Below are 12,975 nucleotides of genomic sequence, written 5' to 3' on the forward strand. Positions count from 1 at the left end.
TCAGGAAACCCGATGTCCGCTCCCCCGGATGAAGAGCTGCGTATCCTCGCCCAGGCGTTGGGCGATCGATTGCGCCAGGCGCGCGACCATCTGGTCACGGCAGAGAGCTGCACGGGTGGCTGGATCGCCAAATGCGTCACCGACATCGCGGGCTCTTCGGACTGGTTCGATTGCGGCATGGCGGCCTACAGTTACGAAGCCAAGCAGGCGCTGCTCGGCGTGCGGCCGCAGACGCTCGAGACGCACGGGGCGGTCAGCCGCGAGACGGTCATCGAAATGGTGTCCGGGGCATTGGTCAACTCAGGCGCGAGCATCGCGGTGGCGGTGACCGGCATCGCGGGGCCCGGAGGCGGGAGCGAGGACAAGCCGGTCGGCACCGTGTGGATCGGCTGGAAGCGCCGGGGCGGATATGCCCGGGCAGAGGTGTTCCACTTCGACGGAGATCGCGACGCGGTACGCCGGCAGACCGTCGCCAAGGCCCTCCAGGGTCTGGAGTTGCTGTAGCGGCCCCGTCTGCCGAGGCTGCCCGAGGGGTCTACTTCAAAAGGCTATTGCCAGCAGGCATCGTTAGTAGTAATACTACTAACCATGGACCTGACCGATACCCAGATTGCCATCCTCGCCCTGATCGCCGAACGGCTCGAGGCCGAGGGCATGCCCCCCTCGCAGGCCGAGATCGCCAAAGCCTTCGGTTTCAAGGGCGTGCGTGCGGCCCAATACCACCTGGAGGCATTGGAGCAGGCGGGCGCCATTGAGCGCGTGCCGGGTCGTGCGCGAGGCATCCGGGTCCTCAAGGCACCGCCGTCGCCCCAGCCCGACCTGGCGTTCCCGGTAGCTGCCAACGACGAAGGACTGCGCCTGCCCGTGCTCGGGCAGGTGGCTGCCGGTGCCCCGATCGGGGCCGATGCCGACCATCATGACTATGTCCTGCTGGACCGCGCGTTCTTCGCCCCCGCGCCGGATTACCTGTTGAAGGTGAAGGGCGACTCGATGCGCGACGAAGGCATCTTCGACGGCGACCTGATTGGCGTGCACCGCACGCGCGATGCCCGTTCCGGCCAGATCGTGGTGGCGCGCATCGATGACGCCATCACCGTCAAGCTGCTGAAGATCGGCAAGGATCGCATCCGCCTGCTGCCCCGCAACCCCGATTACGCCCCCATCGAAGTGTTGCCGGACCAGGACTTCGCGATCGAGGGCCTTTACTGCGGCCTGGTGAGACCCAACCGGTGAGTGCACGCGTTTCTTCAGGTCTCCCCTGTGCCGTTACGCGGCAATCCCCGACCCATGCATGCGGCAGTCGCCGATCCGCTGCGCCCGTGTCGACGATTAATTTCTTCCATGCCCGCTCCGTCGCAGCCTGTGCGATGGACGCCCTCCACACTGATCGCACCTGAACACATTGACTAGGACCACGACGATGGACGAGAACAAGAAGCGAGCCCTTTCCGCCGCCCTGACCCAGATCGAGCGCCAGTTCGGCAAGGGCTCGGTGATGCGCATGGGCGACCGGGTCATCGAGCCTGTCGAGATCATTCCGACCGGTTCGCTGATGCTGGACCTGGCGCTGGGTATCGGCGGCCTGCCCAAGGGGCGCGTGGTCGAGATCTATGGCCCCGAGTCCTCCGGCAAGACCACGCTGACCCTGCAGGCCATCGCCGAGTGCCAGAAGCAGGGAGGCACGGCAGCCTTCATCGATGCGGAGCACGCGCTGGATCCCGTCTATGCCGCCAAGCTGGGCGTCAATGTGGACGATCTGCTGTTGTCGCAGCCCGATACCGGCGAGCAGGCGCTCGAAATCGCGGACATGCTGGTCCGTTCCGGCTCCATCGACATCGTGGTCATCGACTCGGTGGCAGCGCTGACGCCGAAGGCTGAAATCGAAGGCGAAATGGGCGACCAGCTCCCGGGCTTGCAGGCCCGCCTGATGAGCCAGGCGCTGCGCAAGCTGACCGGCAACATCAAGCGGTCCAATACCTTGGTCGTCTTCATTAACCAGTTGCGCATGAAGATCGGCGTGATGATGCCCGGTCAGAGCCCCGAGACCACCACCGGTGGCAACGCGCTGAAGTTCTATGCCTCGGTGCGCCTGGACATCCGCCGCATCGGTGCCATCAAGAAGGGCGACGAGATCATCGGCAACCAGACCAAGATCAAGGTGGTCAAGAACAAGCTGGCGCCCCCCTTCAAGCAGGTCGTTACCGAAATCCTGTACGGCGAAGGCATCAGCCGCGAGGGTGAACTCATCGATATGGGTGTTGAGGCCAAGCTGGTCGACAAAGCCGGCGCTTGGTATGGCTATGGCGGTGAACGCATCGGCCAGGGCAAGGACAATGCGCGGACATTCCTGCGCGAGAACCCGGCCGTTGCAGCCAAGCTGGAGGCAGAGCTTCGTGAGAAGTTCCAGCCGGAAGAAGCCAAGCGCGATGAGAGCGCCGACGACGATAGCGACGATTGAGTGCTGATGGCGCGACGAGGTGTGTAGCGTGGCAGATCAGAACGCAGGCGGTCGAAAACCACGCCGACGGATAGCCGAGCAAACACCTGTGCAGCGCGCCCTGGGTCTGCTAGTGCGCCGGGAACACTCCCGGCGCGAGCTGTCCCGCAAGTTGACCGCCCGCGGCCTGGACGCGGGCGAAGTGCGATCGGCCGTGGATCGGTTGGAGGATGAGGGCTGGCAGAGCGACACGCGCTTTGCCGAAACCCTGGTCCGAAGCCGGGCTGCCGGTGGCCATGGCCCGGTACGGATCCGGGCCGAACTGTCCACGCATGGGCTGGACCGTGAGGCGGTGGAAACCGCCATGGCCACCTTCGACGGCGACTGGACCGAAACGGCGCGCGACCTCGTCCGCCGGCGTTTCGGTCCAGTCGATCCGGCCGATATCGCACAGCGGCGCAAAATCGCCGATTTCTTGATTCGTCGTGGTTTCGACGGCGCCAGCGTCAGGGCCGCCAGCCAGGCAGGGGCGGAGGACTGGGACGGGGCGGCCTGATAATCTAGTGCATTGGGTTGCTTCCGCCCGGCCGCACCCGCATATCGCGGGTATCGCGGCGCCAGGATGCGCCTTCCAGCCAATGCCTGCCAGATGACCACGCCCAAGACCTTCAGTACCCGCCAGATCCGCCAGGATTTCCTCGATTTCTTTGCCGGCAAGGGGCACACCATTGTCCCCTCCGCTTCCCTGGTGCCCGGCAACGACCCCACTTTGCTGTTCACCAACTCCGGCATGGTGCAGTTCAAGGACGTGTTCCTTGGCGCGGAGAAGCGCAGTTACGTCCGCGCGGCCGACGTACAGCGCTGCCTGCGCGCGGGTGGCAAGCACAACGACCTGGATTCCGTGGGCTACACGGCCCGCCACCACACGTTCTTTGAAATGCTCGGCAACTGGTCCTTCGGCGATTACTTCAAGAAGGATGCCATTGCCTGGGCGTGGGAGTTGCTGACCGAGGTTTGGAAGCTTCCAAAGGAGCGCCTGCTGGTCACGGTGTACCACACCGACGACGAGGCCTACGACCTCTGGCACAACATGATCGGCCTGCCGGCCGAACGCATTGTCCGTATCGGTGACAACAAGGGCGCGCCTTACGCATCGGACAACTTCTGGCAGATGGCGGATACCGGCCCGTGTGGCCCGTGCACCGAGATCTTCTACGACCATGGCGACCACATCGCCGGCGGCCCTCCGGGTTCCCCGGACGAAGATGGCGATCGCTACATCGAGATCTGGAACAACGTCTTCATGCAGTTCGATCGGCAGCCTGATGGCACGCTGGTGCCGCTGCCGGCACCCTGCGTCGACACCGGCATGGGGTTGGAGCGTCTCGCCGCCGTACTCCAGCACGTCCATACAAACTACGAGATCGACCTGTTCCAGGCGCTCATTCAAAAGGCGTCCGAGCTGACCGGCACGGCCGATCTCGAGAACAAGTCGCTCCGCGTCATTGCCGACCACATCCGCGCCTGCAGCTTCCTGATCGTGGATGGCGTGCTGCCCTCCAACGAAGGGCGTGGTTACGTGCTGCGCCGTATCATCCGCCGCGCTCTCCGGCACGGTTGGATGCTGGGCGTGCGTCAATCGTTCTTCCACAAGATGGTCGGGACGTTGTCCGAGCTGATGGGAGACGCGTATCCGGAGCTGCCGGCGGCGCGGGATCTGGTCGAAAAGGCACTGAAGGCGGAAGAAGAGCGCTTCGCCGAGACGCTTGACGCAGGCATGCGGATTTTCGGCGACGTCGCATCTCGCGTGTCTGATGGCGTGATTCCGGGCGCGGATGCCTTCCGTCTGTACGACACCTACGGCTTCCCGGTCGACTTGACCGCCGATATCGCGCGCGAGCGCGGACTGACGGTGGACATGGCGGGTTTTGACGCGGCCATGGAGCAGCAGCGGGAAACCGCGCGCGCCGCTGGCAAGTTCGCCTCGACGACCGGCCTGCCTGCCGACCTGGTGGCGCAACTCTCGCCGACGGGATTCCTCGGTTACGACCGGCTGGATGCCGGTGGTTTGCAGATCGTCGCGCTGCTGAAGGAGGGTCGTCCGGTAGTGTCCGTCGATGCGGGTGAGGAAGCGGTAGTGATCCTCGACCGCACGCCGTTCTACGCGGAGTCCGGCGGCCAGGTAGGCGATACCGGCGTGCTGGCGGAGCAGGGCGTCGAATTCGACGTCGCCGATACGCTCAAGTTCGCGGGTCAGTTCCATGGTCACGTCGGTCGCGTCGCCAAGGGAAGCCTGAAAGTCGGCGACCACGTCGTCGCGTCGGTGGATGCCGCGCGACGCGCCAGCACCATCCTCAACCACTCGGCGACCCATTTGCTCCATGCGGCCCTTCGTGAAGTGTTGGGGACGCATGTCCAGCAGAAGGGTTCGCTGGTGGCGCCGGATCGGCTCCGTTTCGATTTCTCGCACTTCCAGCCGATGACGGCGGACGAGTTGGCCGAGATCGAGCGCCGGGTCAACGCGCAGATCCGGGCCAATCATCAGGCCGAGGTCCACCACATGGGCATGCAGGAGGCGCTGGATTTCGGCGCCATGGCGCTGTTCGGTGAAAAGTACGGCGAACACGTCCGCGTATTGAAGATGGGCGGGTACTCCACGGAGTTGTGCGGCGGTACGCACGTCGGTCGCACGGGTGACATCGGCCTGTTCAAGCTGGTCAGCGAAGGCGGTGTATCCGCGGGCGTTCGTCGCATCGAAGCGGTCACGGGGCAGGGCGCGCTGGACTACGTCACCGACGAAGAGCATCGATTGGCCGAGGCCGCTACCCTGCTGGGCGGCAACGCGACCGAGCTCGTCGAGAAGGTGCGTTCGCTGGCCGATCGGCAGAAGAAGCTCGAGCGTGAGCTCGAGTCCCTGAGGGCCAAGGCGGCTTCCAGCGCCACCTCCGACCTGGCTGGCGCGGCGGTGGACGTGGCCGGCATCCGGGTCCTCGCGTCGCGCTTGGAGGGCTTCGATGCCAAGGCGCTCCGCGATGCCGTGGACCGACTGAAGCAGCAGCTTGGCGACGCCGTCATCGTGCTGGCCGGTGCCTCGGACGGCAAGGCGGCCCTGGTTGCCGGCGTGAACGGTGCCGCAACCGGGCGGGTGAAGGCGGGGGAACTCCTGTCCCACGTCGCCAGTCAGATCGGGGGCAAGGGCGGTGGTCGCCCGGACCTCGCCCAGGGTGGTGGTGAGGACGGACCCGCCCTTGCCACGGCCCTTCAGGGCATTCCTGAATGGGTTCAGCAGCGCCTCGGCTAACCCCCTTATTGGACTATCCGGTGCTTGCGGCCGTGCGCCTCCGGCCGCTAACATGCTTTAGGTTCATGAATGTACCAGGAAGCCGCCACCCCCTTTTCACGGGGTCGGCGCGCCCCCGGCACTATCCTTTGCCGGATTACGGAGAAGAAACATGTTGATCTTGACCCGCCGTGTCGGCGAAACCCTGATGATCGGCGATTCGGTCACGGTGACCGTGCTTGGCGTCAAAGGCAACCAAGTGCGTATCGGCATCACCGCGCCCAAGGATGTGGCCGTGCATCGCGAAGAAATCTACCAACGCATCCAGCGTGGCGAAGAGATCGGTTCGCCTTCGGCGTCCGAGAACGTCACTTCGGAGTGAATGTGTTTGCCGCATGAGCGGCGAGCCGCTATCCTATGCGGCCGCTGCAGGATGCCTGCGGCGAGCGAAAAACCCCGGAGTGATGCCCGAGTGGCCGAAGGGGCTCCCCTGCTAAGGGAGTATAGGGTCAAAAGCCTTATCGAGGGTTCGAATCCCTCTCACTCCGCCAGTTTGACGAGAAGGCCCCGCATTGCGGGGCCTTCTTTTTTTCGCTTTCTTGTGCGCGCTTTTGCGATTGCGCGAAGGTTTCGCGAGGACGAAAAAAAACAGGCAGACCTAAGTCTGCCTGTTTCGAAAATGGCGCGCCCGGAGAGATTCGAACTCCCGACCGCCTGGTTCGTAGCCAGGTACTCTATCCAGCTGAGCTACGGGCGCGTTTCGTTAGACGCGGAATTCTGCACGAAGCGGTTTCACCCGTCAATAACTTCCCGGCAACATTTTTCGGTGGCGAGGCGGCCGGAGATGCCTGCTCATGTCGTGATGACGGTGATCGTGTGCTGGATTTGAGGAAGGCGTCTCATACGCTTTGCCGAATAGGCGCCCGGATTAGCAGGGCATTCACGCCCGAGCCGCGAGAATGTCCGGGCAGGGGATACAGAACGCGCGAAGTCGCGGGAGTCGAATTGATGCTTCTTTCCAAACCCCTGCTCGGGCTGGGGCTGCTGGCCGCTGTGCCGCTGAGTGCCGCGGCGGCGACGTACAACGTCGGACCCGGCCGCCAGTACACGCAGCTCACCACGTTCTTCAACAGCGTCAACCTCGCGCCGGGCGACATCGTCGAGGTGGACGGCAACACCACCTACGCGGGCAACATCGTGGTGGGCGACGACGACAGCGGGACCGAGGCAAGCCCGGTGACCATCCGCTGGCGCCGCGTCGCGGGAGCCACGCGACCCGTGTTGTCGGGCGGCTCCCACACGATCAAGTTCCAGCAGTCCAACCACATCGTCTTCGAGGGCTTCGAAGTCACCGGCGGCACCAGCAGTTGCATCTTCAGCGAAGCCCATAACGCGACCGTGCGCGACGCCTACGTACACGATTGCCCTTCGCACGGCATCCTCGCTGCCGACCAGAACTCCGGCTCCTTCACCCTGGAGTACAGCGAAATCGCGCGCTCCGGACAGGGCGATCGTCGGCACGCCCTCTACATACAATCGGATGAGGTCGCGTATCCGGATACCGTGTTCCGCATGCGCTACAACTACGTGCACAGCGCCACCGGCGGCGTGCTGGTCCGCGTGCGTCACCAGCGGGCCGAGATCCATTACAACTGGATCGAGGGCTCGGACCTGCACGAAGTCGAGCTGATCGGGCCTGACTGCGAAACGCAGAAGTCCGGCTGGACCGCCGACCTTCGCCGCGAAGACGCAGAGCTGGTCGGCAACGTCATCATCCACCGTTCGACCAGTCGCTCCGGCAACGCGCTTCGCATTGGCGGCGATCTCAACGGGCGCAACCAGGGCCGCACGCGCCTGGTGAACAACACGATCCTGCTGGACCGTTCCGGCTCGGCGAACGCCGTGCTGGTCCAGCTCGGCCAGGGCTCGCTGGAGATGCACAACAACGTCGTCTACCAACCGGCCTCGGGTAGCGCACCTGCCATCGTGCGGGAGAACCCCGCCAGTAACGTGGATACGCCGTACTGCGGCCCGCAGAGCCGCGAGCCATGGTCGGATGGCCGCAAGGTGGCCGGTTCCAACAACTGGGTGCAATCGGCCGCCACCCTGGTGCCGACCGAGTGGAGCGGTACGCTGCGCGGCACCGATCCGATGTTCGTCGACCTGGCCCAGCGGAATCTGCGCCCGCGCGCAGGCAGCCCGCTGCTCAACGCAGGCAACAACACGCCGGCCACCCCGGCGGCATTCCCGTTCCCGTCGCCCCAGCTGCTGCCGGCCTTCGATCCGCCGCTGCGGACCAAGCTCGCCATCGGCGACGCCCATGCCCGCCTGATGCTGGAGAACAGGATCGACGTCGGTGCATTCGAGCAGTTCGACATCGATCAGGTCTCCGACCCGATCCGGGTGAACGGCTCCCAGCCGTTGATTCCCGGTGGAACGTCGGGCAGCGCGGCGCAGCCGGTCACGGCCTCCCAGCCGGCGGTGACGTCCCCCGACGCCACCGCGCCGATCCCGCCCCGGGATCGCCCGCGCTGGCGGCAGTCGCCGGTCACCCGCTATCGCAGGGGCGTCGTCAGGCCCTGAGTCGTCGGATCTCCCGCATCACCCAAGCCGCCCCTCGTGGGCGGCTTTTTTTTGCGGCGGCTGTCCGGCGATGGCAGCAAGTCGCGTTGGAAGTGATGTGTCGGACATGTATGCGTACTGGGACGCGGCGGTTTCAGGCCCCGGAGGGGGCACCACCGCCGCTGTCGGAACGAACGTAGCGCGCCCTGGCTTGGGAGCCGGGACCTGCGCCGCATCAGGGGGATGTCGATGAAGGCAACACACAAGAGCCGCAAGGACCGGGTGATCCGGTTCCTGTGGTTGGGCGAAGTGGTCGTGCTGTTCGCGGCCGTGATGGCGGCGGTGTGGATCCGCTTCCACACCGATCCGGAATACCAGGTGCAGTTCCTGGAACAGACGCCGTGGCGTGCGCTCGTCGTCGCCCTGGCCCTTACCGGCGCGATGACCGCATTCGGGCTGTACCAGACGCATGTCCGGCACACCCGCATGGATTTCGTGCTGCGCGTGGCATTGTCCTTCGCCTTCGGCGGCATCGTATTGGTGGTCCTGTACTACCTGTTGCCGCAGGCTTACCTTGGTCGCGGCGTGCTGGCCATCTCGCTGGCCATCGGCCTGGCGGGCATCGTACTGGTGCGCGTGGCATGGGTACGCCTTTTCCATTCCGACGTGCTGAAACAGCGCGTGCTGATCCTCGGCGCCGGCCGCAATGCCGACCTCATCAATTCCTGCATGCGTCGCCGATCGGATCGCCGCACGTTCACGGTGGTGGGATTCGTGCCCGTCCCGGGCCAGCCGGTGCAGGTGCGCGAAGACCTGCTGATCCATCGCGGTGAGGAAGGCCTGCATGACCTGGCCGAGCGTTTGCAGATCGATGAGTTGGTGATCGCGCCGGACGAACGCCGTGGCGGTCTGCCCATGGAACAGATGCTGTTGTGCGTGCAGCGCGGCATGTCGGTCGTCGACTTGTCCAGTTTCTTCGAGCGCGAGGCCGGCATGGTCCAGCTCAACGCCGTTGATCCGTCCTGGCTGGTGTTCTCGGGCGGTTTCGATTACTCGACGCCGCGTCGCCTCAGCAAGCGATTCTTCGACCTCATCGCCGGCAGCGCGCTGCTGCTGGTGAGCTGGCCGCTGATGATCCTGGTGGGCTTGGCGGTGTGGCTGGAATCGGGCGGGCCGGTGTTCTACAGCCAGACGCGCGTGGGCGAGCGCGGGCGCCACTTCACCCTGACCAAGTTCCGCAGCATGCGGGTGGACGCAGAGAAGAACGGCGTGGCGGTCTGGGCCAGCAAGGACGATGACCGCAGTACGCGGGTGGGACGCATCATCCGCAAGACGCGCCTGGACGAACTGCCGCAGCTCGTTGCGGTATTGCGTGGCGACATGAGTTTCGTCGGCCCCCGGCCCGAGCGGCCCCATTTCGTCGACATGCTCAACGATGAGGTGCGTTACTACGGCGTTCGCCACAGCGTGAAGCCGGGCCTGACGGGCTGGGCGCAGCTGCGCTATCCCTACGGCGCTTCCGTGCGCGACGCGGAAGAGAAGCTGAAATTCGATCTCTTCTACGTGAAGAACCACGGACTGGTGTTCGATCTGATGATCTTGCTGCAGACCGTGGAAGTGGTGCTGTTCGGTCGTGGTGCGCGCTGAGCGCATCCGGCCGCTGCACCGTGCCGTCGGATCAGCCGGGCACGAGGCTGCGCAGCAGTCGCTTGATGCCGAAGGGCACGAGCGCCTTAATCTGGCCGCGCAGCTCCGCGTCGCGGGTCAGGTGCCAGGCGCGTCGCGCCAGCGCGGCGCCTTCCTTCCAGCGGCCACGGATGAGCATGCCGCGGGCATTCCGGGCGTAGGTGCCTGCAAGAGCCTCGTCCAGCTCCCGGTCGTCGACGGTGCCACGCGCGCCGGCAACGGCGGCCTCCATCACCCGCACATAGTCGTCGTACGTGCTGTCGGCCGCGGACAGGCCGTCGTGGCCACGCATCGCGCGCACGAGCGCCTGCTCCACCACGCCGATCTTCCAGTGCCGCGCCACGCGCAGGTGGAATTCCAGGTCTTCGGCCGTGCGCAGTCCTTCGTCGAAGCCGCCGAGCTGTTCGACGACCTCCCGGCGCATCAGCACCGAAGCGGGAGCCAGCGCCGGGTTGTGCAGGACCCATCGCAACACCCAGCCATCCTCGCGCAGGGTGTCGCGCCGGCGGAACACGTCGATGTGCCGATACTCGCTATCGACGCGCTCCACGTCGCACACCACCATCCCGAAATCGGGGTGCGCGTCCAGGAAGGCCACCTGCAGTCCGGTCTTCGCGGGGAGCCACAGGTCGTCGCTGTCGAGCAAGGCCAGGTAACGGCCCTGCGCCAGTTGCAGGCCGTGGTTGCGCGCAGCGGAAACGCCCGCGTTCGGCTGCCACACGTAGCGGACCCGATCGCCGTAGCGCGCGCGCAGCATGTCGTCGGTGCCGTCGGTCGAGCCGTCGTCGATGACGATGATCTCGTCGACCGCCAGCGTTTGCGCGAGCACGGAATCGAGCGCGCGCGGCAACAGGTCCCGACGGTTGTACGTCGGTATAATCACTGAAACTTCGATGCGGGCCGCCATGCTGAAGGACGTCTCCAAGAAGCTGCTCTATACCACGGGGCTGCTCGGTCTCTACCATCGGCTGCGCAATGCGGACAGCCTGACCGTCGTGATGTTCCATCGTACCCTGAGTCCGGACGATCCGCGCTGGACCACGTGCGATCCGGACTACACCCTCGCCACCGGGTGGCTCGAGCAGTCGCTGGCTTTCTTCCGGCGACACTACAACGTCGTATCGCTGGAGCAGGTGCTCGCATCGCGCCGGACAGGCGCGGCGCTGCCCAAGCGCGCGTTGTTGATCACCTTCGACGACGGCTGGGCCGACAACGCAGATTACGCGCTGCCCGCGCTGGAGCGAGCAGGCTTGCCCGCCCTGATGTTCGTCGTGGCCGATGCCATCGGGACGCGTCAGCCCTTCTTCCAGGAGCGACTGATCGCCGCGTGGCGGCGGGGCGCCGTGACCGTACGCGGTCTGGCCGCGGCGCTGCCTGCGGGCGAGGCGGCGGCGACCTCCACCGACGAGGAATCCATGACGGCCTTACGCGCCGTCATCGCCCGCCTGGAAGCACTGGAAGCCGGCGTCCGCAAGCAGGTCCTGGCGCCCTTCATGGCGCAGCTCGATGACGGACACCGGCACATGGTCACGGTCGAGGAGTTGCAGCGATTGCAGGCCGGCGGCGTTGCACTCGGACTGCATGGCAAGACGCATACGCCGATGAGGCTCGCGACCGATCTCGATGCGGAACTCTCGGGCGCTCGCATGTCGCTGGCACATCAGCTCGGGCACGCGAACGCAAATGCCGAATCCATGTCGTTTCCGCATGGGTCGTTCGATGCGGATATCGCGCAGCGCGCACGCGAGTCGGGCTACGAACTGGTGTTCACCAGTGTGCCCGTGTTGAACCCGACCGCGCCCGACGTGGGTTGGTTGCTGGGGCGCACGGGTTTCGAGACCGACGCGGTGGTGGACGCGCAGGGCCGTTTCCGCGACGACTGGTTGGCGCTGTATCTGTTCCGGCGGCAGGCACGCCGCCTGGCCTGATCCGACGGCCCGCCCCGCATCGCGGGGCGACGCGTCACTCGTCCTCGTCGGCCGAGGTCAGGAAGATCGGCGCCGATGCGAACGCGGCGTCGGGCGCGGTCCAGCGCATGAAGACCGGGCGCCGGCCGCGCTCCACGAAGTGGACCGCATGCCAGCCCGCGCGTTGCGCGTCGGGTGCGCAGATTTCCACCGAGACCGCAGTGCAGCCCAGCTTGCGTGCCGCACGCAGCAATTCGCCGACATGCGCCGCCGCCATGCCGCGTGCGCCATCCACCGACCAGAAATCGCGCACATGCAGCGTGCCTTCGATGCGCTGTACGGCGAACCAGGCTTGCAACGCGCGATCCTGTTCGCGCTTGACCAGCAAGTAGCGCGTGCTCGCCAGCGGGGATTCGTCGAACCGCCAACGCAGGTGGGCGACGTCGCGCACCGCCATCACGGCGTCGTCCTTGGGCGATTGGGCCCATACCGCATCGATGCGCGCATCGGCCTGGTCCGCCCAGGCGGAACACAGCGATGGCCCACGCAGGCGGGAAAACGCATCGCGGCAGGCGATGGCCACGTCTGCGGCCCAACCCACGGGCTTGGTCAGCCAGCCCGGCACGCGGCCGCGCAGATAGCCTGCATGGCGCAACACGCGCGCGTAGCGGACCAGGTGCGCCGGCTGCGCGTAGCCGATCCGCTTGAACACCGGCGCGGCCTTGGGGTTGGGGAACCCGTACAGCACGTCCAGCGCTTGGTCGGCGGCGGCGATCAGGCCCTGCTGGAGCATCAGCGCCGGACCGAGCGAGCGGTGCTGGGGCAATACCGCCAGATCGACCAGCACGCCGGCGCGCAGCTCGCGCCCTTGCCATACGAGGCGACGACGACCGGCCGATGCGGTACCCACGTGGGCCGCGCCCGGTACGTCCAGCAACAGCTCGAGCAGCGGCTCGCCGTGCGGGCACCGCAGATAGAACCATTCGTACTTCGCCGTCATCCGGGCGTCCTGGCCCAGGTTGCCTCGCCACAGCGACAGCACCGTCTCCCGGTCGCGCGCCGGCTGGCCGGCCTCCACGAGGTACTGCGGTGTGGTGGGCATG

The 12,975-nt window shown here is 65.9% G+C and carries 11 protein-coding genes and 2 tRNA genes; 10 read left to right on the forward strand and 3 right to left on the reverse strand.

What is annotated here, in order from left to right:
- Positions 1 to 12: 12 nt before the first annotated feature.
- The 7 genes from ACSION_RS07490 to ACSION_RS07520 all read left to right on the forward strand — a co-directional run bounded on the left by ACSION_RS07490 (position 13) and on the right by ACSION_RS07520 (position 6,268).
- Positions 13 to 504 (forward strand): CinA family protein, encoded by a 492-nt coding sequence (locus ACSION_RS07490; RefSeq protein WP_435305499.1) that lies wholly within the window; start codon positions 13 to 15, stop codon positions 502 to 504.
- Positions 505 to 588: 84 nt separating this feature from the next.
- Positions 589 to 1,233, forward strand: a complete 645-nt coding sequence (gene lexA / locus ACSION_RS07495) for a transcriptional repressor LexA (RefSeq protein WP_435305500.1) — start codon at positions 589 to 591, stop codon at positions 1,231 to 1,233.
- Between the two features lie 187 nt (positions 1,234 to 1,420).
- Positions 1,421 to 2,458 carry a recombinase RecA gene (recA, locus tag ACSION_RS07500; protein WP_435305501.1) on the forward strand — a complete coding sequence of 346 codons (1,038 nt, stop codon included), beginning with the start codon at positions 1,421 to 1,423 and terminating at the stop codon, positions 2,456 to 2,458.
- 28 nt (positions 2,459 to 2,486) lie between these two features.
- Complete coding sequence (gene recX, locus ACSION_RS07505; RefSeq protein WP_435305502.1) at positions 2,487 to 2,993, forward strand: recombination regulator RecX; 507 nt, start codon at positions 2,487 to 2,489, stop codon at positions 2,991 to 2,993.
- A 93-nt stretch (positions 2,994 to 3,086) separates the two neighbouring features.
- Positions 3,087 to 5,738, forward strand: coding sequence for an alanine--tRNA ligase (alaS, locus tag ACSION_RS07510; RefSeq protein WP_435306678.1), 2,652 nt, complete (start codon positions 3,087 to 3,089; stop codon positions 5,736 to 5,738).
- Between the two features lie 151 nt (positions 5,739 to 5,889).
- Positions 5,890 to 6,099 carry a carbon storage regulator CsrA gene (gene csrA / locus ACSION_RS07515; RefSeq protein ID WP_056878398.1) on the forward strand — a complete coding sequence of 70 codons (210 nt, stop codon included), beginning with the start codon at positions 5,890 to 5,892 and terminating at the stop codon, positions 6,097 to 6,099.
- A gap of 76 nt (positions 6,100 to 6,175) precedes the next feature.
- A tRNA-Ser gene (locus tag ACSION_RS07520) sits at positions 6,176 to 6,268 on the forward strand.
- Positions 6,269 to 6,397: 129 nt separating this feature from the next.
- On the opposite strand, the gene ACSION_RS07525 is transcribed toward ACSION_RS07520, so the two are convergent.
- Positions 6,398 to 6,474, reverse strand: a tRNA-Arg gene (locus ACSION_RS07525).
- A gap of 251 nt (positions 6,475 to 6,725) precedes the next feature.
- On the opposite strand from ACSION_RS07525, the gene ACSION_RS07530 reads away from it, so the two are divergent.
- Positions 6,726 to 8,300 (forward strand): hypothetical protein, encoded by a 1,575-nt coding sequence (locus ACSION_RS07530; protein WP_435305503.1) that lies wholly within the window; start codon positions 6,726 to 6,728, stop codon positions 8,298 to 8,300.
- A 228-nt stretch (positions 8,301 to 8,528) separates the two neighbouring features.
- Entirely contained in the window at positions 8,529 to 9,926 is a 1,398-nt protein-coding gene (locus ACSION_RS07535) for a TIGR03013 family XrtA/PEP-CTERM system glycosyltransferase (RefSeq protein ID WP_435305504.1), read from the forward strand.
- 31 nt (positions 9,927 to 9,957) lie between these two features.
- On the opposite strand, the gene ACSION_RS07540 is transcribed toward ACSION_RS07535, so the two are convergent.
- Positions 9,958 to 10,872 (reverse strand): glycosyltransferase, encoded by a 915-nt coding sequence (locus tag ACSION_RS07540; protein WP_435305505.1) that lies wholly within the window; start codon positions 10,870 to 10,872, stop codon positions 9,958 to 9,960.
- Between ACSION_RS07540 and ACSION_RS07545 the strand changes: the two genes are divergently transcribed.
- Positions 10,871 to 11,893, forward strand: coding sequence for a polysaccharide deacetylase family protein (locus ACSION_RS07545; RefSeq protein WP_435305506.1), 1,023 nt, complete (start codon positions 10,871 to 10,873; stop codon positions 11,891 to 11,893). The two genes, ACSION_RS07540 and ACSION_RS07545, sit on opposite strands and share 2 nt — an antisense overlap.
- A gap of 34 nt (positions 11,894 to 11,927) precedes the next feature.
- Here the strand turns inward: ACSION_RS07545 and ACSION_RS07550 are convergent, their stop codons facing one another.
- Positions 11,928 to 12,974 carry a hypothetical protein gene (locus tag ACSION_RS07550; protein ID WP_435305507.1) on the reverse strand — a complete coding sequence of 349 codons (1,047 nt, stop codon included), beginning with the start codon at positions 12,972 to 12,974 and terminating at the stop codon, positions 11,928 to 11,930.
- Between the last annotated feature and the right edge of the window lies 1 nt (position 12,975).

The sequence above is a fragment of the Pseudoxanthomonas sp. LjRoot125 genome (assembly GCF_964252705.1).
Lineage (GTDB): Bacteria > Pseudomonadota > Gammaproteobacteria > Xanthomonadales > Xanthomonadaceae > Pseudoxanthomonas_A.